Source organism: Streptomyces sp. URMC 124, assembly GCF_051386455.1.
GTDB lineage: Bacteria > Actinomycetota > Actinomycetes > Streptomycetales > Streptomycetaceae > Streptomyces.
Genome location: NZ_JBPQTS010000048.1, coordinates 12,535 through 32,868, shown reverse-complemented (window position 1 = coordinate 32,868; position 20,334 = coordinate 12,535). Strand labels below are relative to the sequence as shown.

The 20,334-nt window shown below is 74.7% G+C and carries 21 protein-coding genes; 9 read left to right on the top strand and 12 right to left on the bottom strand.

What is annotated here, in order from left to right; all coding sequences use genetic code 11:
- Nucleotides 1–497 precede the first annotated feature (497 nt).
- From ACSNOG_RS13160 to ACSNOG_RS13145, 4 genes are all read left to right on the top strand, one after another.
- On the top strand, nt 498–1,241 hold the full coding sequence (locus tag ACSNOG_RS13160; protein WP_436752805.1) for a methyltransferase domain-containing protein: 744 nt from the start codon (nt 498–500) through the stop codon (nt 1,239–1,241).
- On the top strand, nt 1,238–2,320 hold the full coding sequence (locus ACSNOG_RS13155) for a prenyltransferase (protein ID WP_436752804.1): 1,083 nt from the start codon (nt 1,238–1,240) through the stop codon (nt 2,318–2,320). Before ACSNOG_RS13160 ends, ACSNOG_RS13155 begins: the two co-directional genes overlap by 4 nt.
- A 105-nt stretch (nt 2,321–2,425) precedes the next feature.
- A complete protein-coding gene (locus ACSNOG_RS13150; RefSeq protein WP_436752803.1) occupies nt 2,426–3,238 on the top strand; it encodes a maleylpyruvate isomerase family mycothiol-dependent enzyme in 813 nt (270 codons plus the stop codon).
- An 87-nt stretch (nt 3,239–3,325) separates the two neighbouring features.
- The gene (locus tag ACSNOG_RS13145) at nt 3,326–4,741 is read left to right on the top strand and encodes a M1 family metallopeptidase (RefSeq protein WP_436752802.1); all 1,416 of its coding nucleotides are present in this window, start codon (nt 3,326–3,328) and stop codon (nt 4,739–4,741) included.
- A 25-nt stretch (nt 4,742–4,766) separates the two neighbouring features.
- Here ACSNOG_RS13145 and ACSNOG_RS13140 read toward each other — a convergent pair whose 3' ends face one another.
- The 4 genes from ACSNOG_RS13140 to ACSNOG_RS13125 form a co-directional block, all read right to left on the bottom strand.
- On the bottom strand, nt 4,767–5,774 hold the full coding sequence (locus tag ACSNOG_RS13140; protein ID WP_436752801.1) for an LLM class F420-dependent oxidoreductase: 1,008 nt from the start codon (nt 5,772–5,774) through the stop codon (nt 4,767–4,769).
- Nucleotides 5,775–5,986: 212 nt separating this feature from the next.
- Nucleotides 5,987–6,841 carry a hypothetical protein gene (locus ACSNOG_RS13135; protein WP_436752800.1) on the bottom strand — a complete coding sequence of 285 codons (855 nt, stop codon included), beginning with the start codon at nt 6,839–6,841 and terminating at the stop codon, nt 5,987–5,989.
- A gap of 191 nt (nt 6,842–7,032) precedes the next feature.
- A complete protein-coding gene (locus tag ACSNOG_RS13130) occupies nt 7,033–8,031 on the bottom strand; it encodes an N-acetylmuramoyl-L-alanine amidase (protein ID WP_436752799.1) in 999 nt (332 codons plus the stop codon).
- A 38-nt stretch (nt 8,032–8,069) separates the two neighbouring features.
- Complete coding sequence (locus ACSNOG_RS13125) at nt 8,070–8,708, bottom strand: class I SAM-dependent methyltransferase (protein ID WP_436752813.1); 639 nt, start codon at nt 8,706–8,708, stop codon at nt 8,070–8,072.
- 144 nt (nt 8,709–8,852) lie between these two features.
- On the opposite strand from ACSNOG_RS13125, the gene ACSNOG_RS13120 reads away from it, so the two are divergent.
- Nucleotides 8,853–9,416, top strand: coding sequence for a superoxide dismutase family protein (locus ACSNOG_RS13120; RefSeq protein ID WP_436752798.1), 564 nt, complete (start codon nt 8,853–8,855; stop codon nt 9,414–9,416).
- An 80-nt stretch (nt 9,417–9,496) separates the two neighbouring features.
- Complete coding sequence (locus ACSNOG_RS13115; RefSeq protein WP_436752797.1) at nt 9,497–9,937, top strand: hypothetical protein; 441 nt, start codon at nt 9,497–9,499, stop codon at nt 9,935–9,937.
- Nucleotides 9,938–10,200: 263 nt separating this feature from the next.
- On the opposite strand, the gene ACSNOG_RS13110 is transcribed toward ACSNOG_RS13115, so the two are convergent.
- From ACSNOG_RS13110 to ACSNOG_RS13095, 4 genes are all read right to left on the bottom strand, one after another.
- Nucleotides 10,201–11,370, bottom strand: a complete 1,170-nt coding sequence (locus tag ACSNOG_RS13110) for a bifunctional RNase H/acid phosphatase (protein WP_436752796.1) — start codon at nt 11,368–11,370, stop codon at nt 10,201–10,203.
- A gap of 5 nt (nt 11,371–11,375) precedes the next feature.
- Nucleotides 11,376–12,119 (bottom strand): zinc ribbon domain-containing protein, encoded by a 744-nt coding sequence (locus ACSNOG_RS13105; RefSeq protein WP_436752812.1) that lies wholly within the window; start codon nt 12,117–12,119, stop codon nt 11,376–11,378.
- A 13-nt stretch (nt 12,120–12,132) separates the two neighbouring features.
- Entirely contained in the window at nt 12,133–12,972 is an 840-nt protein-coding gene (locus ACSNOG_RS13100; RefSeq protein WP_436752795.1) for a Nif3-like dinuclear metal center hexameric protein, read from the bottom strand.
- A 97-nt stretch (nt 12,973–13,069) separates the two neighbouring features.
- Entirely contained in the window at nt 13,070–14,104 is a 1,035-nt protein-coding gene (locus ACSNOG_RS13095; protein ID WP_436752794.1) for an ABC transporter substrate-binding protein, read from the bottom strand.
- Between the two features lie 253 nt (nt 14,105–14,357).
- Between ACSNOG_RS13095 and ACSNOG_RS13090 the strand changes: the two genes are divergently transcribed.
- The gene (locus tag ACSNOG_RS13090; RefSeq protein WP_436752793.1) at nt 14,358–15,704 is read left to right on the top strand and encodes a hypothetical protein; all 1,347 of its coding nucleotides are present in this window, start codon (nt 14,358–14,360) and stop codon (nt 15,702–15,704) included.
- Between the two features lie 490 nt (nt 15,705–16,194).
- Here the strand turns inward: ACSNOG_RS13090 and ACSNOG_RS13085 are convergent, their stop codons facing one another.
- On the bottom strand, nt 16,195–16,338 hold the full coding sequence (locus tag ACSNOG_RS13085; protein WP_436752792.1) for a hypothetical protein: 144 nt from the start codon (nt 16,336–16,338) through the stop codon (nt 16,195–16,197).
- Between ACSNOG_RS13085 and ACSNOG_RS13080 the strand changes: the two genes are divergently transcribed.
- Both ACSNOG_RS13080 and ACSNOG_RS13075 read left to right on the top strand, forming a co-directional pair.
- Nucleotides 16,339–16,737, top strand: a complete 399-nt coding sequence (locus ACSNOG_RS13080) for a hypothetical protein (RefSeq protein WP_436752791.1) — start codon at nt 16,339–16,341, stop codon at nt 16,735–16,737.
- Between the two features lie 223 nt (nt 16,738–16,960).
- Nucleotides 16,961–17,116: a hypothetical protein gene (locus ACSNOG_RS13075; protein WP_436752790.1), complete on the top strand. Its 156-nt coding sequence runs from the start codon at nt 16,961–16,963 to the stop codon at nt 17,114–17,116.
- Between the two features lie 93 nt (nt 17,117–17,209).
- Here ACSNOG_RS13075 and ACSNOG_RS13070 read toward each other — a convergent pair whose 3' ends face one another.
- The 3 genes from ACSNOG_RS13070 to ACSNOG_RS13060 form a co-directional block, all read right to left on the bottom strand.
- The gene (locus tag ACSNOG_RS13070; protein ID WP_436752789.1) at nt 17,210–18,154 is read right to left on the bottom strand and encodes a 3-oxoacyl-ACP reductase; all 945 of its coding nucleotides are present in this window, start codon (nt 18,152–18,154) and stop codon (nt 17,210–17,212) included.
- A 14-nt stretch (nt 18,155–18,168) separates the two neighbouring features.
- On the bottom strand, nt 18,169–19,290 hold the full coding sequence (locus ACSNOG_RS13065) for a zinc-binding dehydrogenase (RefSeq protein WP_436752788.1): 1,122 nt from the start codon (nt 19,288–19,290) through the stop codon (nt 18,169–18,171).
- Between the two features lie 87 nt (nt 19,291–19,377).
- On the bottom strand, nt 19,378–20,241 hold the full coding sequence (locus ACSNOG_RS13060) for a MaoC/PaaZ C-terminal domain-containing protein (protein ID WP_436752787.1): 864 nt from the start codon (nt 20,239–20,241) through the stop codon (nt 19,378–19,380).
- Nucleotides 20,242–20,334 lie beyond the last annotated feature (93 nt).

Below are 20,334 nucleotides of genomic sequence, written 5' to 3'. Positions count from 1 at the left end.
GCCTGCGGCGCGCAGGGGGCCACGGACGTTGCGCTCCGGTGCGGGCACGAACTTTCCGCCGCGGCGGCGCTCAGCCCCTACGGCGCGTCCCGGCGGTGCCCAACCGAGCCCGCCCGGCACCGCCGGATTCCGCCGCGGGGCGTGCTCGCCATTGCGGCGGACCGATGTGCCTGCTGCGCGCGGGGGCTCACGGGTGCCGCGCTCCGGTGCGGGCACGAACTTTCCGCCGCGGCGGCGCTCGCCCCCTACGGCGCGTCCCGGCGATGCCGAACCGAGCCCGCCCGGCACCGCCACACTCCGCCGCGGGGCGTGCCCGCCGTTGCGGCGGACCGATGTGCCTGCGGCACGCAGGGAGCCACGGGCGCCGTGCTCCGGTGCAAGACGGCCGTCGCCGTGGCGAGGAATCCCCGTGGCGCGGCCCGGCGGTGCCCGGCGTGCCGTAATCCGTACGTTCCCGCGAACAACCAAACCGTCCCGCCGGCCGAAGGCAAACACCCGTGCTGACCGTCGATTTCTCCCGCTTCCCGCTCGCCGCCGGCGACCGCGTCCTCGACCTGGGCTGCGGCGCGGGCCGGCACGCCTTCGAGTGCTACCGGCGCGGCGCGCGCGTCGTCGCGCTCGACCGCAACGGCGAGGAGATACGCGAAGTCGCCAAGTGGTTCGCCGCCATGAAGGAGGCCGGTGAGGCCCCCGCCGGGGCCACCGCGACCGCCATGGAGGGCGACGCCCTCGCCCTGCCCTTCCCCGACGACAGCTTCGACGTCGTCATCATCTCCGAGGTCATGGAGCACATCCCGGACGACAAGGGCGTGCTCGCCGAGATGGTGCGCGTCCTCAAGCCCGGCGGCCGCATCGCCGTCACCGTCCCGCGCTACGGCCCGGAGAAGATCTGCTGGGCGCTCTCGGACGCCTACCACGAGGTCGAGGGCGGCCACATCCGCATCTACCGCGGCGACGAGCTCCTCGACCGGATGCGCGAGGCCGGCCTCGTCCCGTACGGCACCCACCACGCCCACGGCCTGCACAGCCCCTACTGGTGGCTCAAGTGCGCCTTCGGCGTCGACAAGGACGGTCAGGACGCTCCGCTGCCCGTCCGCGCCTACCACAAGCTGCTGGTGTGGGACATCATGAAGAAGCCCATGGCCACCCGGGTCGCCGAGCAGGCCCTCAACCCGCTCATCGGCAAGAGCTTCGTGGCGTACGCGACCAAGCCGCACCTGCCCGCCGGGGCGGACGCGTGACCCTCTTCAACCGCGGCTCCGGCCGCACCGAGCGCCTCGTCCTGCCCGGCGTCCTGACCGCCGAGCAGGTCACCGCCACCGTCGCGGGCATCGCCGCCGTCCAGCGCGAGGACGGCGCCATCCCCTGGTTCCGCGGCCACCACCTCGACCCGTGGGACCACGTCGAGGCCGCCATGGCCCTCGACGCCGCGGGCGAGCACGACCGCGCCGAGGCGGCCTACCGCTGGCTGGCCCGGCACCAGAACGGTGACGGCTCCTGGTACGCCGCCTACGCCGACGGCGCCGCCGACGAGCCCACCGACCGTTCCCGCGAGTCCAACTTCGTCGCCTACGTGGCCGTGGGCGTCTGGCACCACTACCTCGCCACCGGCGACGACGCCTTCCTCGACAGCATGTGGCCGACCGTCTACGCCGCCGTCGAGTTCGTCCTGGGACTGCAGCAGGCCGGCGGGCAGATCGGCTGGAAGCGCGAGGACGACGGCACCCCCGTCACGGACGCGCTGCTGACCGGCTCCTCCTCCATCCACCAGGCGCTGCGCTGCGCCCTGGCCATCGCGGAGCACCGCGAGGAGCCCCAGCCGGACTGGGAGCTGGCCACGGGCCTGCTCGCGCACGCGATACGCCGCCACCCCGAGCGGTTCCTCGACAAGGGCCGCTACTCGATGGACTGGTACTACCCCGTCCTCGGCGGCGCCGTCACCGGCGTCGCCGCCAAGGAACGCATAGAGGAGGGCTGGGACCGCTTCGTGGTGCCGGGCCTCGGCGTGCGCTGCGTGCTGCCCAACCCGTGGGTCACGGGCGGCGAGAGCTGCGAGCTCGCCCTCGCGCTGTGGGTGATGGGGGAGTCCGACCGCGCCGTGCAGATCCTGCAGTGGATCCAGCACCTGCGGGCCGGGGACGGCATGTACTGGACGGGCTACGTCTACGAGGACGACGCCGTCTGGCCCGAGGAGCGCACCACGTGGACGGCGGGTTCGCTGCTCCTCGCGGCGGCCGCGCTCGGGGGCGACGAGGCGACGACCGCCGTGTTCGGCGGCGAACGGCTGCCGGCGGGGCTGGAACCGGACTGCTGCGGGTAGCGGCGGGTAGCGCCTCCGGCGGGCCCGGGGCCGGCGGGATGAACCGGAATGCGAACCTCCGGGCTGGTCGGGGGAGTTGTCAGTGGTCGGTTCTACAGTGAGGCCATGACGACGATGCTGAGCCACGACCGCTACTGTTCCGAGATCCTTCACCAGACCGAGCTGCTGCGGGGTGCCCTGGGCGAGGGCGCGGACGTTTCGGTCACGGTGCCCACCTGCCCGGAGTGGACGCTCGGGCAGCTCCTGCTGCACGTGGGGCAGGCCCACCGGATGGCCACCGGGCTCGTGCGCGAGCGGGCCGAGGAGTTCGTGCCGCCGTCCACCGCGGCCCAGGGCGGTCCCCGTCCGGCCCCGGGCGAGCCCTCCGTGGAGGACCTGCCCGCTCTCACCGCCTGGCTCGCCGAAGGTGCCGAGGCGCTGGTGGCCGTCCTGCGCGAGGCGGGGCCCGACAGCCCGGTGTGGACGTTCTCCGAGGACCACCGGTCCGTCTTCTGGGCCCGCCGGCAGGCGCACGAGACGCTCATGCACCGCGCCGACGCCCTGGGCGCCCTCGGCCTCCCCTTCGAGGCGGAGCCCGAGATAGCGGCGGACTGCCTCGACGAGTGGCTGGACATCCTCACCTACCCGGCGGCCCTCGCGTTCAAGCCGCGCCTGGCGGAGCTGCCCGGCCCCGGCCGCACCCTCCACCTGCACGCCACCGACACCCCGGCGGAGCTCGACGCGGAGTGGTTCATCGACCTCACCGGCGAGGGCGTCTCCTGGCGCCGGGCCCACGAGAAGGCCGCCGTGGCCGTGCGCGGGCCGGTGACCGACCTGCTGAGCGTCCTCTTCCGGCGCCTTCCCGCCGACACCGACCGCGTCGAGGTCCTGGGCGACCGCGGCCTGCTCGACTTCTGGCTGGAGCGGGCCGTCTTCTGAGGCGCCGTGAGACCGCTGCGGCCGCCGGCACGGCCCGGGGGCATGTCCTGACGGGGCGCCCGGCAAGTCGGATGAGAGCATGACCGTATGACCGTTGTGCCCAGATCCCCGGTGCCCCGATGGCTGCGGCGGGCCGTGCTGCCCGTCGCCCTCGTGCTCCTCGCGGCCTGCGGTGGTTCCGGTGACGCCGCCTCCCGCGGGGCCGGCGCCCCCGGGGTGGGGGACCCGCTCTTCCCCCGCCTGGGCAACGGCGGTTACGACGTCCGGCACTACGGCCTGACCCTCGACTACGACCCCGAGGGCAACCACCTGAAGGCCACGGCCGTCATCACCGCGCGGGCGACGCAGGACCTGGCGGCGTTCAACCTCGACCTCGACGGGCTGAAGGTCCGCAGCGCCCGCGTCGACGGGCGGCCCGCGCGCACCTCCAGGAAGGGCGCCGAGCTGACGGTCACCCCCCGGGCGTCCATCGGCAAGGGCCACGAATTCGAGACGGTCGTCGTCTACGACGGCACGCCGAAGGAGCTCAAGGACGAGGACGGCGACGTCGCGGAGGGCTGGGTCGAGACCGACGACGGGGCGGTCGGCCTCGGCCAGCCCACCGGCTCGACGACCTGGTTCCCCGGCAACCACCACCCCTCCGACAAGGCCTCCTACGACTTCACGGTCACCGTCCCCAAGGGCTACACCGCCGTGGCCAACGGCGAGCTGCAGCAACAGCGGACCAAGGGCGACCGGACCTCCTTCACCTGGCACAACGCCGAGCCGATGGCGAGCTACCTGGCCAGCGTGGCCGTCTCCCCGTTCAACATCACCACCACCCGCGCCGGCGACCTGCCCGTCTACATCGCCACGCACCCCAAGGAGGCCGCGGCCGCCCCCCGGCTGGAGAAGCTCCTGCCCGAGGCCATCGCCTGGGCGAGCGAGCTCTTCGGGCCCTACCCCTTCTCCTCCGCCGGCGCCGTCGTCGACCACAACCCCTACATCGCCTACGCCCTGGAGACCCAGACCAAGCCGTACTTCGACTCCGCCCCGGACGACGTGACCGTCGTGCACGAAGTCGCCCACCAGTGGTTCGGCAACTCCGTCACCCCCCGCACCTGGCGCGACATGTGGCTCAACGAGAGCTTCGCCGCCTACTCCGAGTGGCTGTGGGAGGAGAAGCAGGGCGGCCGCTCCACCCAGCGGATCTTCGACGACTACTACAGCGGCAAGGATCCGCTGAGCGAGGGCATCTGGGCCTTCCCGCCCGCCGATCCCGCCCCGGCCACCGTCTCCGACCCGCCCGTCTACGGCCGCGGCGCGATGGTGCTGCACAAGCTGCGCCAAGCCGTCGGCGACGAGCGCTTCTTCACCACCGTCCGGGCCTGGGTGAGGGAACACCGGCACGGCAACGCCGACACCGCCGAGTTCGAGCGGTTCTGGCAGGAGCGCACCGGCAAGAACCTCGGCGGCGTGTTCGGCCCCTGGCTCCACGGGCAGGGGCGGCCGGACCGGCCCTGACCGCGCCCCGGGGCCGCCCCGGCGCTCACACCAGCTCCGCCAGCACCCGCAGCGTCTGCGGGTCCGGCGCGGTCACCAGCAGGTCCGTCACCGGCCCGGCCCGCCACAGCTCCAGCCGCTCCGCGATGCGCCCGCGCGGCCCCACGAGGGAGATCTCGTCGGCGAAGGCGTCCGGCACGGCGGCGACGGCCTCCTCCCGCCGCCCCGCCAGGAACAGCTCCCGCACCCGCTGCGCCTCCTCCTCGTACCCCATGCGCCCCATGAGGTCGGCGTGGAAGTTGCGGCGCGCGTGCCCCATGCCGCCGATGTAGAAGCCGAGCATCGCCTTGACCGGACGCAGCCCCTCGGCGACGTCGGCGCACACCCGGGCCTGGGCCAGCGGCGCCACCAGGAAGCCCTCGGGCGCACCGGCGAGGGCCGCCGCGTGCAGGTCCGTCCGCAGCGGTGACCAGTACAGCGGCAGCCAGCCGTCGGCGATGCGCGCGGTCTGCGCGACGTTGCGGGGCCCCTCGGCACCGAGCAGGACGGGCAGGTCCGCGCGCAAGGGGTGGGTGAGGGAACGGAGGGGCCTGCCGAGTCCGCTCGCGCCGGGGCCGCGGTAGGGGAGGGCGTGGTGGCGGCCGTCCAGCGTCACCGGGGCCCGGCGGTGCAGCACTTGGCGGACGACGTCCACGTACTCCCGCGTCGCGGTGAGCGGGCTGGACGGGAACGGCCGCCCGTACCAGCCCTCCACGACCTGCGGGCCGGACAGCCCCAGGCCGAGCAGCATCCGGCCGCCGGAGAGGTGGTCGAGGGTGAGGGCGTGCATCGCCGTGGCGGTCGGGCTGCGGGCGGCCATCTGCGCGACCGCGGTGCCGAGCCGGATGCGGGTGGTGTGCGCGGCGATCCAGGTGAGCGGGGTGAAGGCGTCGGAGCCCCACGACTCGGCCGTCCACACGGAGTGGTAGCCGAGGCGCTCCGCCTCCCGGGCGAGGCCGAGGTGGCGGGGGTCGGGGCCGCGTCCCCAGTAGCCGAGCGCGAGACCGAGTCGCACGCGTGCCCTCCCGGCGGGTCGACTGAGCTGACGGTGCGTCAGGTAAGGGTGCCCCGACTGTAGGCCCGCACCGGGCCCCCGGCAAGACGGCGGGGACCGGACGCCCGGCCACGTGGGCGCCGGCCACGGGGACCCCGGACGCGCAGGCGCCCCGGACACGGCGACGGCCCGCCGGGAAACCCCGGCGGGCCGTCATCGGCTCACTGCGCGCGTCAGCCGCGCTGGATGCCCGTCGTGTCCTGCAGGACGCCGCGACGGCCGTCCTGCGTCTGGGCGACGAGGGCCTGACCGCGCTGCTCCACCGCCAGGTACCACGTACCGGGTGCGAGCTCGGCGATCTGCGACGGCGAACCGTCCTCGCCGTACAGCGGGCGGGGCACCGGCACCGCGAACCAGAACGGGGCGAAGTCCCCGGCCGGAGCGGCCGCGGCCTGACCGGTGGCCGGCTGCGGCGCCGCGGCGGCACCGCCCAGGCTCGCGTCCGGCTGGGCCGGCTGCTGCCCGCCGAAGGACTGCTGGGCCTGGGCGCCGTACGGACCGGCGGCACCGGGCTGGGCACCGCCCGGGCCCGGGTAGCCGTAGCCCGGGTTCGGGCCGGCGCCGTACGGGGACGGCGCCTGCGGGCCGGGGCCGCTGACCAGAGGGGCCTTCAGGGCCGGGATGCGCGGGGTCATCAGCGCCGCGGCGGCCAGGGCCGCGTTGGCGAGGAGGCCGAGGATCTGGCCGACGCCCGGGGACACACCCTGGGCGCCACCGATGATCGTCCACAGCGAGGACCAAGCGGCGAACACGGCGAACGCGGTGCCCCACTGGCCGAGCTCCAGGCCCACGAGCTTGCGCCCCTCGGGCTGGAAGCGCGCGGCGACGATGAGCGCGGCGCCGATGATCCCGGCGAGGAAGATCGACGGCAGGACCGGGAAGAGGCCGGCCTTCCAGCCGTTGGGCTCCGTCGGGCAGATCGTTCCCGCGCAGTCGTACGAGTAGAAGCTCAGGAACGAGGCGATGAACAGCAACACCGCTGCTCCGATCACCACGCCGTCGCCTCGAGTGAGGGAGCGGATGTTCACCTAAAGTCCTTTGTCAGTGTGATCATTAACGTCGCTGTCGCCGGCACGCGAGCATGCGGGGGCGCGGGGGTGGCCCCCCATCGTACGGGTGAACCTATCGCCTGCACGGTCGGGGCGTCCTCTTCGTATCTGCCTCGTGACAAGCGCGCCGCCCCCGGACGCCGCTACGGCCCGTTACCGCCCGCGGAGCCCTACCCGTCCAGGAAGTCCGTGATGCCGTCGGCGATCCCTTGCGCCGCCTTCTGCCGCCACGCACCGTCCGTGAGCAGCGCGGCGTCCTGGGGGTCGCGCATGTTGCCGCACTCGATGAACACCTTGGGGACGGTGGAGAGGTTGAGCCCGCCGAGGTCACCGCGGGTGTCCAGGCCCGTACCGCCGCCGATGTAGTTGGACGCGGCGCTGCGCGTGCTCCGCACGAAGTGGCCCGCGATGCGCACCCCGAGATCCTTCGAGGGGCCGGCGATGGACGAGGTGTCGGCCCGCCCGCCCTTGACGGAAGCGGGCAGGATCACATGGAAGCCGCGGTTGCCGACGGCCGAGCCGTCGGCGTGCACCGAGACGGCGGCGTCGGCGTGCGCGCGGTTGCCGATCGCGGCCCGCTCGTCCACGCACGGGCCGTACGGGCGCTCGCCGTCGTGCGTGAACACCACCTTGGCGCCCTGCGCCCGCAGGAGCGTCCGCAGCCGGTGGGCGACGTCGAGGCTGAACGTGGCCTCGGCGTAACCCGCGTCCGTGGACGTCCCCGTGGTGTCGCACTCCTTGCGGCCGGTGCCGATGTCGACGGAGCGGTTGATCTCGGCGGTGTGCTCGCTGTTGCGGATGTTGTGGCCCGGGTCGACCAGGACCACCTTGCCCTTGAGCGGGCCGTCCGGCAGCGGCCCCTCGTCGGCCGCGGCGGGCGACGCGCCCGACGGCTCGCCCGACGGCGCGGACGATGCGGAAGACACGGACGCCGAGGGCTGCCCGGCGGACGCGGACGGCTGCCGGGACGGGGCCTGCGAGGCGGGGGAGCCGCCGGGCGACGCCGACGACGCGGCGGCCACCGGGGCCTTCTGCCCGCCGTCCGCGTTCGCGTCCCACAGCAGCCAGCCCGCCAGGCCGGCCGGCACCAAGGCCGCGACCGCCACGACGACGGGCGTACGGAGGCCGCCCGGACGGCGGGTCACACGGGAGAAGCTGCCTTTGGACACCCGGCGATGCTACGCCGCCGCCGCGCCGCGCAGGTGCCCTACGCGGTAACCGGTACGCGCCGCAGCACCCGCAGCGAGCGCGTCACCGACACTTCGGTGAACTCCCCGGACTCCAGTGCCCTGCGGTACACGCGGTACGGCGCCTGCCCGCCGTCCGCCGGATCGGGGAAGACGTCGTGGATGACCAGCAGGCCGCCCGGGGCCAGGTGCGGCGCCCAGCCCTCGTAGTCCGCCGTCGCGTGCTCGTCGGTGTGCCCGCCGTCGATGAACACCAGTCCCAGCGGCGCCGCCCAGAGGGACGCCGCCAGCGGCGAGCGCCCCACGATCGCCACCACGTGCTCCTCCAGCCCCGCCTGATGCAGCGTGCGCCGGAACGACGGCAGCGTGTCCATCCGCCCCACGGCCTCGTCGACGAGCGACGCGTCGTGGTACTCCCAGCCCGGCTGCTGCTCCTCGCTGCCCCGGTGGTGGTCCACCGTCACGGCCGTGACCCCCGCCTCGCGCGCGGCGGCCGCCAGCAGGATCGTCGACCGGCCGCAGTACGTGCCCACTTCGAGCAGCGGCAGCGCGAGCCGCGCGGCCTCCTCGGCGGCGGCGTGCAGGGCGAGCCCCTCGTCGAGCGGCATGAACCCCTTGGCCGCCTCGAAGGCGGCGAGGATCTCGGGCTTGGGCGGCATGGTGCGGTCCTCCTGGGGGTACGCGGTGGTCGGCTCATTGTCCTCGCGGCCGCCGTGCGCGGTGCGTGAGGGGTCGATACCGTGGGAAAGCACGTCCGGGGGACGCAGCACGCCGCTGCCCGAACCTGCCGAAAGGGGCGGAAGATGTCCTTCGCCGTATCGCTGCTCGCCGCTTCCCTGGCCGTCGTGTCCCCCATGAGCGGGACCCCCTGCCAAGGGGCCGACGTCAGAGCCGTCTTCGCGGAACCCACGGCCGACGTGCTGCGCGCCGTGACGTTCGACGACGCCGCGGTCCCGCCCGGCGCCCGCGTCGCCGTCGTCGAGCGGACCGGCCACGGCCGCGGCCACCACGGCACGGCCGTCCGGCTGCGCGTGCAGGGCCTCCAGCCGGGCCGCACGTTCGGCGCCCACGTCCACACCAAGCCGTGCGGCACCCGTCCCGACGACTCCGGGGCGCACTACCAGCACGTCAAGGACCCGAAGCAGCCCTCGACGAACCCGGCGTACGCCAACCCGCGCAACGAGGTCTGGCTCGACTTCACCACCGACCGGCGGGGCGACGGCGCGTCCTTCGCGGCGGTCTCCTGGCGCTTCCGCGCCGGCGAGGCCCGCTCCGTCGTCATCCACGAACACGCCACCGAGACGGGCCCGGGCCGGGCGGGCATGGCCGGGGCGCGGCTGGCGTGCGTCAACGTGCCCTTCGAGTAACAGTTCGAGGCACTCGCAAGGGTGATCGTGTGCGCTGCGGGCCCCGGGGACCGTCCCCCGCGCCATAGCCTGCTGCCGCCATGAACGATTTCGTTGACGAAGCACGCTCACGCGTCGCACACCTGCTCCGGATGGCCAACACCACGGACGACCGGGTCAGGGCACGGATCATCGAGTACGCGGACACCACCCCGGAGCCGCCTGTCATGAGCCGGGCCGGGATCGTCACCACCGGATGCGCGCAGTGCCTCAGGACCGCGTGGAGGCAGCAGGACGCCGAAGGGCCCGTATGGGTCTGCGCGTCCTGCGGCCATGTCGAAGGAGTGACCGTGAACTGCCCCCACTGCAAGGTGCCCATGACCCCGCCGCCGCTCGGCGCGCCCGACCGCTGGCAGTGCCCGCGGTGCCCGCGGGTCGCCGCGACGGGTGAGAGTGCGCAGGACATCGAGGAACGGGAGCGGCAACGGGTCGCGGCCGTTGCCGCGTTGGACTCGGCCATGGCCCTGCGGGCCGGCGAGTGAGCGGTTCGCTCCGTGCGGGTGCCCCCGCAGACTGCGCGGTTCTCCGGCTGCGGGCCGTCCGCGGCTGGTCGCGCAGTTCCCCGCGCCCCTTACGGGGCGCGATGCCGCCGGCGATCCGGCCGTGCCGGCGGACGCGCGCAACGCGGTGGTGGTATCGCGCCGCCGCGCGCGGCATGTTCTTCCGCCGCAGCGGCGGGTTGCCACCGCGTGGCTCATCGGCGGTGCCGAACCGGCGCGCGGCAAGCCGCCGCACCCCGGTTCGCCTACCGCAGGTGCGCGGTGTCGTTCAGCAGGCGCAGGGACGCGTTGCCGTCGGAGTAGTAGGCCACCGCGGACAGGGACGCCGCCGAGAGTTCCATGCGGAACAGGGACTCCGGCGGGGCGCCGAGGGCCAGGCGGACGAGGGTCTTGACCGGGGTCACGTGCGTGACCAGCAGCACCGTGCGGCCCGCGTAGCGGGCGAGGAGCTTGTCGCGGGTGACCGCCATGCGGCGGGCGACCGTCGCGAAGCTCTCGCCGCCGCCGGTCGGGGCCGCCTTGGAGGAGGCGAGCCAGGCGTCGAGGTCGGCGGGGTGGCGCTCGCGGACCTCCGCGAACGTCAGGCCCTCCCAGGCCCCGAAGTCCGCCTCGCGCAGCCCCTCCTCGACGCGCACCTCCAGGCCCAGGCGCCCGGCCACCGCGGCCGCGGTCTCCCGGCAGCGCCGCATCGGCGAGGAGACGACCGCCTGGATGGTGCCGCGGGCGGCGAGCGCCGCGGCCACGTGCTCGGCCTGGCGGAGACCGACCGGCGAGAGTTCCGGGTCGCTGCCGCCACTACCGGAGAATCGCTTCTGCGGAGTGAGGGCCGTCTCGCCGTGCCGCAGCAGCACGAACGTGGTCGGCGCCCCGAGGTCGGCGGGGGCGGCCCAGCCCACGGGAGCGGCCTTGGGCTCTTCCAGCGGCTCCGCGACGGGCTCCGCCGCCCGCGCGTCAGCCGTCTGCGCGAGCGCCGCCGAGGAGGCGCCGGCCTCCCACTGCCGGCCCGCCTTGCCCGCGTCCATCGCCTCGTTGGCGAGCCGGTCCGCGTGCTTGTTCCGCTCGCGCGGGATCCACTCGTAGGCGACCTGCCCGGCGGGGTAGAGCGCCCGCGCCCGGGCGGCGAGCGGCCGCATGTCCGGGTGCTTGATCTTCCAGCGGCCCGACATCTGCTCCACGACGAGCTTGGAGTCCATCCGCACCAGGACCTCGGCGCCGGCGTCGAGGGTCTTCGCGGCCTCCAGGCCGGCGATGAGCCCCCGGTACTCGGCGACGTTGTTCGTGGCGGTGCCGATGTACTCGGCGGCCTCGGCGAGCGCCTCGCCGGTCGCGGCGTCCAGCACGACGGCGCCGTAGCCGGCGGGGCCCGGGTTGCCCCGGGAACCGCCGTCCGCCTCGACGATGAAGCGAGGGGCCACGGGGCTTACAGGCCGGACTCGGAGGTGCGGACCAGGATGCGGCTGCAGTTCTCGCAGCGGACGACCGTCTCCGGCGCGGCGGCCCGGACCTCGTTGAGCTCGGTGATGTCCAGCTCCAGGCGGCAGCCCTCGCAGCGGCGGTGGCTCAGGCGCGCCGCGCCGATGCCGCCCTGCTTCTCCCGCAGGCGGTCGTAGAGCTTCAGCAGGTCGGCCGGGACGGAAGCGGCGACGATCTCGCGCTCCTTGGTGACCGAGGCGGCCTCGGCGTCGATCTCGGCGACGGCGGCGTCGCGGCGCGCCACGGCGTCGTCGGCCTTGGCCTGGACGGACGCGACGCGGGCGGTCAGCTCGGTGACCCGCTCCTGCGCGGACTCGCGGCGCTCCATGACCTCGAGGACGACGTCCTCCAGGTCGCCCTGGCGCTTGGCGAGCGAGGCCACCTCGCGCTGCAGGTTCTCCAGGTCCTTGGCGGACATGCCGACGCCGGTGTCCAGGCGCTGCTGGTCGCGGGCGGCGCGCTGGCGGACCTGGTCGACGTCCTGCTCGGCCTTGGTCTGCTCGCGGGCGGTGTCGCTCTCCTCGGTCTGCGCGGCGACGAGGAGGTCGCGGTGCTGGGTGAGGTCGGCCTCGAGGGAGGCGATCTCGGCGTGCTCGGGCAGGCTCCGGCGCTTGTGGGCGAGCTGACCGAGGCGGGTGTCCAGCGCCTGGAGGTCGAGGAGGCGGATCTGGTCGGCGGGCGCGGCGTTCAGTTGGGGGCTCCTGTTAGTGGTGGTGAGTGGTGGACGCCGCGTGGGCGGTCCAGGGGTCGGTGACGATCTTCGAGACGTGGGTGCGCAGACCCCAGCCGTGCCGGTCGGAGACCTCGTCGAGCTGGGCGGCCGCCTGCTCGGCCCAGGGCCACTCGGTGGCCCAGTGCGCCGCGTCGACGAGCGCCAGCGGGCTGTGCTGCTGGGCCTCGGACGCGGGGTGGTGGCGCAGGTCGGCGGTGACGTAGGCGTCCACGCCGGCGGCGCGCACCGCGTCGAAGAGGGAGTCCCCGGAGCCGCCGCAGACGGCCACCGTGCGGATGGTGCGCGCGGGATCGCCGGCGACCCGTACGCCCTGGGCCGTGGCGGGCAGCCGCTTGGCGGCGTGCTCGGCGAAGTCGGCCAGGGACATGGGCGGGTCGAGCTCGCAGACGCGGCCGAGGCCGCGGCGGCCCGCGGGGTCGTCCGGGTCGGGCACGAGCGGGCCGGTGACGCGCAGGTCGAGCGCGCCGGCGAGGGCGTCGGAGACGCCGGGGTCGGCGCGATCGGCGTTGGTGTGCGCGACGTGCAGGGCGATGTCGTTCTTGATCAGTGTGTGCACGGCGCGGCCCTTGAAGGTCGAGGCCGCGACCGTCGTCGTCCCGCGCAGGTAGAGCGGGTGGTGCGTGACCAGCAGGCCGGCACCGAGCTCCACGGCCTCCTCGACGACCTCCTGGACGGGGTCGACCGCGAACAGGACCCGGTCGACCGGGGCCTCGGGGTCGCCGCAGACCGTGCCGACGGCGTCCCACTGCTCGGCCCGCTCGGGCGGCCAGAGGGCGTCGAGGGCGGCGATGACTTCAGACAGTGCGGGCACGGAGGAAAGGCTACCTGTCCGCCGTGCCCGCGCGGCCATCGCTCAGCGGACGGCCGCGCCGGAGGCGCCCGGCCGGGGCGCCCCACCCGTCACCGGGCTACTTCACGAGGAAGCCGCGGAGGTCGTCCAGGACGCTGTTGGCGGCCGTGACGCCCAGGCCCAGGTACCAGGTCTCGTCCTTGACGTCCTTCGCCCGGTCCTCCTTGACGGCCTTCAGGCTCTTCCACAGCGGGTTGCCCTCGGCGGCGTCGCGCTTGGTCTTCTCCGGGGCGCCGTAGACGCCCGTGAAGATCCAGTCGCCGTCGGCCTTGTCGATCTGCTCCGGGCTGATCTCGACGGCGAGCTTGTCCGCCTGCTGGATCTTCGGGCGGGGCAGGCCGGCGTCCTTGAGGATGGTGCCGATGAAGGACTGCTGGGCGTACAGGCGGGTGAACTGCGGCAGGTAGCGCACCATGCTGATGGTGGGCTTGTCGCCGCCGAGGTCCTCGCCGAGCTTCCTGGCCTTGGCCTCGTAGTCCGCGATCTGCTTCTTGGCGTCGTCCGTCTTGTCCAGGGCGGCCGCGTTGAGGAGGTAGTTCTCCTTCCACGTGAAGCCGGGGCGGATGGAGAAGACGGTCGGAGCGATCTTGGCGAGCTCCTTGTAGTTCTTCTCCGCGCGCAGCTTGCTGCCCAGGATCAGGTCGGGCTTGAGCTCGTTGATCGCCTCGAGGTCGAGGTTGTTGATGGTGCCGACGCTCTTGGGCTCGCCGACGTCCTTCTTCAGGTACTCCGGTATCTCCTGGCTGCCCTCGCTGGGGGCCCAGCCGACCGGCTTGATGCCGAGGGAGACGACGTTGTCGAGCTCGCCGACGTCGAGGACGACCACGCGCTTCGGGCGCTCCTTGAGCTCGGTCTTGCCGAGCGCGTGGGTGACGGTGCGCGGGAACTGGCCCGGCTTGGCGTCCGTGCCGAGCTTGGCCGTGTCCTCGGCGGCCTTGCCGAAGTCCTTGCCGCCCTGCGCCACGGACTTCGAGCCGCTCCCGTTGTCCTTGCCCGCTTCGTCCTTGGCGTCCGACGAGCCACAGGCCGCGAGGGAGAGTGCGGCGGCTACGGACAGGGCGACGGCGGCCGGGCCGCGGCGGCGAAGGGACATCACGTACTCCAGGGGTCGGGTCCGCCCGGCCGTACGGGGCCGGCGGGGGTGGTCAAGAGCGCCTGTTCAGCCACCCCCCACGGCAACTTAGGCGCGCCTTACCTTACGTGAACCCCCGCGGCCCGCAAGCACAGCCTGTCCGCCCCTCTCAGGCGAATCGGACATCCGCCACCCATACGCGTGAAGCGGGCCGACTCTCATTGTTCGGCTGGAAGTGCGATAACTACGTTCTGTGCCGGAGGTGACGTTTCTCATGACGGTCTGTGCCCCCCAGAGCACTCCACAGAGCACCCCGCGGAGTGGCTCGATGGACATGAGACGCGCGGCGTTCACGGTCACGGCGAACGGCTCGTACGCCGCCCGGCTGGCCCTCGACGGCGGCACGGGCGGCTGGTTCCCCGAGCGCTGGACGCTCGACGGCCCCGAGCCGTACGCCGTGCCGCTGCCCGGCAGCCAGCCCGAGGAGCCCGACAGCGAAGTGCAGCCGCTCGCCGACGGGCGGGTCCTCATCCGCCGCCGGGTCGCCGAGCGCCACACGCTCTCGCTGCTCTACCCCACCGGGCCCGGCACCGGAGAGCTGGCCCTCGGGGCCGTCGAGTGCGCCCGGCTGACCCTGCTGCCCCCCGCGCCGGGCGGCGCCTCCGCCTACGGGCTCGTGCACGCCGAGCGGACCACCGCCCTGTGGCGGCTGCACGGCGGCGGCTTCGGGCCCGAGCGCGTCGTGGAGGTGCCCGGCCGCTGCGCGGGCGGCGCCTGGCTCGACCGCACCGGCCGGCTCCTCGCCCTCGACCGCGAGCTGGACGGCCGCACCAAGACCGTCGTGGTGGACCTGGAGCGCGGCGGCGAGACCAGCCCGCTGCTGCAGATCACCGAGGAGAGCAACGACCGCCTGCTGCTCGCCGACCCGTACAGCGGCCTGCTGCTCGTCCGGTCGGACGCCCCCGGCCAGGACCGGCTCGGGTGGGGCGTGCTCGGCTCCGCGCGCCCCGTGCGCTTCCCGGAGTGCCTGCGGCCCGCGGGCGCCGCGCTCACCCCCTTCGCCGCCCAGCCCGGACAGGAACTCACGCCCGAAGGATGCGCGGTGGCCTTCCGCGTCGAGGGCGCCACCGGCAGCTGGGTGGGCGTCTGGCGCCCCGCCGGGAAACAGCTCCAGCAGTTCCCGGCGCCCGCCGGCTGGCTCGTCGGCGCGGGCCTGTGGACCACCGGCGGCGAACTGCGCCTGCCGTTCGTGACGCCCTACGTCCGCTGCGGCCTGGCACGGCTGCGGCTGCCGGAAGGCGAGCGGGGGGAGACCCGGGATACCGGCGGGCGCGGTGCGGCGCGGGACGCGGCCTCCGGCGGGCCGCGCACCGCGCCGGGTCAGTCACCGGCGTCTCCCCTCGACCAGGTGCGGCAGCCAGCGCCCCCGCCGGCGGGCGGCCGGCAGCCCCAGGTGCCCCTGCTGCAGCCGCCGCCGGCCGAGGAGCGGCCCACTGCGTCTGCGGCCCCCGCCCGGCAGCCGCTCCTGCACGAGGCCCCCCACCACACTGCAGCGCCGGCAGCAGCCCCTGCTGCACGAGGTGCCCCGCCCCGCCCCGGAGCACCTGCCGCCGGCTCATGAGACGGCTCGTCCGGCGCCGGAGTCCCCGGCGCCCGCGGCGTCGCAGCAGTTGCAGCCGTTGCTGCAGGAGGCCCTGCGCCGGGGGCCGGAGCGGCCGGTTCCTGCGGCGTCGCATCAGGCGGCGCCGCCGCTGCAAGAAGTCCCTCGTCCGGCGCCGGAGCCGGTGTCCGGGGGCGGGGCGCAGGTGCAGCCGCCGTGGGCGCAGGAAACCGCCCGTCCGGCGCCGGAGCGGTCGGCCGCTGCCGTGTCCGTGTCCGTGTCGCCGCAGTCGCAGGCGCAGCCGCCGCTGCAGGAAGTGCCCCACCCGGCGCCGTCATCGTCTGAGGCGACCCACCCGGCGCCGGAGCGGCCGGCGCAGCCGCAGCCGTTGCTGCAGGAAGTTCTTCGCCCGGCGCCGGGGCCGGCTTCTGCGGACGGGCAGTCGCAGGTGCGGTCGCCGTTGGAGCAGGAGGGAGCTCGCCGGGCGGCGGAGAGGTGGGCTCCTGCCGCGTCACGGCAGGAGCAGGCGCAGCCGCTGCTGCAGGGGGTTCTTCGGCCGGGCGCCGCCGTGTCGCCGCAGTCGCAGCCGCTGCTGCAGGAAGTACGGCCCCCCGGGCCGCCCGCGCAGGTGCCGCTGTTGCAGGACGCGTCGCAATTGAGGCACGAGCAGGGGGATTCCGCCGTCCCGCCGCGGTTCCCGCAGACCTTGCCGCACGAGGCGGCCCGCCCGGCGGCGGCGGATCCCGTGGTCGTGCAGGAGCCGGCCCCCGCCGTACGGCCGCAGCAGCCCCTGCTGCAACAGGTGCCGTGCCCGCCGCAGGCGCCGCCGCTGCTGGAGCACCCCCACGAGGGGCCCCCGCCCGGCCCGCCGCAGACGGAGCGCGTCGAGTCGCCCGCTTCCGTGTGGACCGCCGTGCCGCCCACCGGGCTTCCCGGGGCGGGCATGCCGGGCGCCTGGTCCGTGGCGGCTTCCGCGGCCGGTGGGCAGGGGGGCGTGCCACCCAGGCCCGTACCCCTGCAGCAGGCCCCGCTGGGCCGGGAGCACCGGCCCTGACCGGCGGCCGACTCGCGGCCCGGCCGGGTGGCCCGGGCGATCAAGGTCCCGTTAGAATCCGGGCGGGGGTTGCGCAGCTGTGCCGGACGGTGACGTGACGTCGTCGTGAGCCGGACGGCCGTGCGCGGAGGGCGTGTCGGCGTCCGCCGACACCGTGCGCCACTGCCGTGGCAGCCCCCGACGCGCAAAGCACGCATCCCCATCCGACGGAGTGACTTTCCCCATGCCCGACGCCCGAACCGACACGACCGAGGCGCGCCCCTTCGAGGCGTCCCAGGCCGCAGCCGCCGGCTCCGGCAGGCACCGTGGTCCGGCTTCCCCCGACGACGACAGCTCTCCTGCCCACGGCAAGCACCGCCGTACGCCGGAAGGTCACTGACCGGCGTCGCCGACGCTTCCGGTCAGCCCTCGGGCGCCGGGTGGTCCCGCTCCGCGGAGACCCCCGGCGCCCGAGGCGTTTTCGGCGGGCTGTTCAGCCGCCGGGCCCCAGCTGCCACACCTCCGGCGCGGCGAACGTCTCTCCGGGCGGCCGCCCGGCGAAGTGCGGGGTGAGGATCCCGTCCAGTTCGTCGGCGGTGAAGACGCCTCCGGCGGCGCCGAACTGCGCCGCGACCCTCGGCCGCTCCATGACCGCGACCATCCCGCCGTGCACGAGGAGGACCTGCCCGGTCACCCCGGCCGAGGCGGGCGCGGCGAGGTAGCCGACGAGCGGTGCGACGTGTTCGGGGGCCAGCGGGTCGGGCCCGCCGTCCGCGGGCGTGCCGACGCCCGCGAAGATCTGCTCGGTCATGCGGGTGCGGGCCCGCGGGCAGATGGCGTTCACCGTGACCCCGTACTTGCGCAGGGCCTCCGCCGTGGAGGTGGTGAGGCCGACGATGCCGCCCTTGGCCGCCGCGTAGTTGGGCTGCCCGGGCGAGCCGATGAGGAAGGCCTCGGAGGAGGTGTTGACGACCCGTCCGTACACCGGCCGCCCGGACGCCTTGGCCCGTTCCCGCCAGTGCGCGGCGGCGAAGCGCAGGGTGTTGAAGTGGCCCTTGAGATGGACGCGGATCACGGCGTCCCACTCGTCCTCGGCCATGGAGAAGACCATCCGGTCGCGCAGGATCCCCGCGTTGTTGACGAGGACGTCGAGCGTGCCGCCGCCGGCGTCGACGGCGAGCCGGACGAGGTCGCGGGCCGTCTCGTGGTCGGCGACATCGCCGACGTGGGCGGTGGCGAGGCCGCCGGCCGCCCGGATCTCGGCGGCGACGGCCTCGGCGGGCGCGGCCGACGCCTCGCCGGAGCCGTCCGCGCCGGGCTGCCCGTAGTCGTTGACGACGACGTGCGCGCCGAGCCGGGCGAGTTCGAGGGCTTCCGCCCGGCCGAGGCCGCGCCCCGCGCCGGTGACGATCGCGGTCCTGCCGCGCAAGGACACCATGCCGCGTCCTCCTCTCAGATCTCGATGCACGTGCGCAGTGCCTCGCCCGTGCGCATCTGTTCCAGGGCGTCGTTGACGCCGGACAGCGGGACCCGGTGGGTGATCAGGCCCGCGAGGTCGATGCGGCCGGCCCGCCACAGGGCTATGGCCCGCTCGTAGGAGCGCAGGACGTCCCCGCCGCCGTAGAGGGACGGCAGGATCTTCTTCTCGTCGAAGAACAGCTCGAACATGTTGACCTGGAAGTGGTCGTCCATGGCGCCGGCGCCGACGACGCACAGCGTGCCGCCGCGGCGCGTCGCGTCGTACGCGGCCCGGGCGGTGGCGGAGGTGCCGACGACCTCGAAGGCGTAGTCGAAGCCCTCGCCGCCGGTGACGCGTGCCCGGGCGTCGGCGAGCGCGTCGGGCGGTACGGCTTCGGTCGCGCCGAAGCGCAGGGCGGCCTCGCGCCGGGAGGGCACGGGGTCGACGGCGACGATCTGCGCGGCGCCAGCCGCCCGCGCGCCCTGGATCGCGCAGATCCCCACGCCTCCGCAGCCGATGACGGCGACCGAGGAACCGGCGGCGACGTCCGCGGTGTTGAGGGCGGCGCCGAGGCCGGTGGTGACGCCGCAGCCGATGAGGGCGGCGATGTCGTAGGGCAGGTCGTCGGGGATGGGCACGGCGCAGCCGGCGCCGACGACGGCCTCCTCGGCGAAGGTGCCGGTGCCGGCGAAGCCGAAGAGATCGGAGCCGCCGGAGCCGCCCGAGCCGCCGGAGCCGCCGGAGCCGTTCTCGCCGCCCATGCGGAAGTTGGGGGTGCCGGCCTCCATCAGGCTCGCCAGGCACAGCTGGCTCTGGCCGCGCTTGCAGGCGGGACAGCCGCCGCAGGGCGGCAGCCAGCAGACCAGGACGCGGTCGCCGGCCTGCAGTCCGGTGACGCCCTCGCCGACCTCGACGACTTCGCCGGCGCCCTCGTGCCCTGGGACGAAGGGCACGAGCTGGGGCAGCACCCCGTTCATCGCGGAGAGGTCGGAGTGGCACAGCCCGGTGGCCCGCATGCGCAGCCGGACCTTTCCGGGGCCGAAGCCCACCGCCTCGACGTCGTCGCGGACTTCGAGCCGGGGCCGGCCCGTCTCGTGCTGTACGGCTGCGCGCATGACGGACTCCTCTGTCGTAGGACTCTGACGTGGGAGGGACCTCTGCCGATTGCCCTGCGGGTTGCCCCGTGGCCGGTTCGCCGCGGGCTATCCGTGCGTGACGACCGTGTCCGCCAGGACGGGCGCGTCGTCGCGCTCCACGGCGGTGACGGTGACCTGGATCCGGCCGGGCGCCGGGGTCTCCCGCCACATCCGCACGCGCAGCGTCTCGCCGGGGTAGACGACGCCGGCGAATCGGGTGCGGTAGGCGCGGACGCGGGTGACGTCCCCGGCGAGGGCGGTGTCGACGACGGCCTTGAGGGTGATGCCGTACGAGCACAGGCCGTGCAGGATCGGCCGGTCGTAGCCCGCGAGCGCGGCGAACTCGGGGTCGGCGTGCAGGGGGTTCCAGTCGCCGGACAGGCGGTAGAGGAGCGCCTGGTCCTCGCGGACGGGCCGCTCCACGGTGGCGTCGGGGGCGCGGACGGGTGCCTCCAGGCGGGTGGAGGCGCCGCGTTCGCCGCCGAAGCCGCCCTCGCCCTTGACGAAGATCTCGCTCTCGCCCGTCCACAGCGGGCCGTCGGCGTCCGCGGCCTCCGAGCGCAGCACGATGACGGCCGCCTTGCCCTTGTCGTGGACGGCGGCGACGCGGGAGGTGAGCGTGACGACGCCGCGGGCCGGGAGCGGGCGGTGCACGTCGAGGGACTGGCCGCCGTGGAGCACCGCGGCGAGGTCGATGTCGATGCCCGGGGCGGTGAGGGCGCCGGCCTGCGCGGCGCCTCCGCCGGCGACGGTGGCGAAGCTCGGCAGGACGTGCAGGCGGCTCTCCAGGGTGTAGCGGAGCTCGTCGGGGTCCGTGGCGGGGGTGCCCGCGCCGATGCCGAGGTGGTAGAGCAGGACGTCCTTGTGATCCCAGGTCGGCGAGGTCCGGCGGGGCTCGGCGGCGACCGCCTGGCGTGCGTCGATGGGCATCGGGAACCCTTCCTGGAACGCGTTCTAGCCGGTCCGGTGGACCCCATGTATAGCCCGGCCCGGGACAAATGTCACGGGTGGCTGCCCACACTT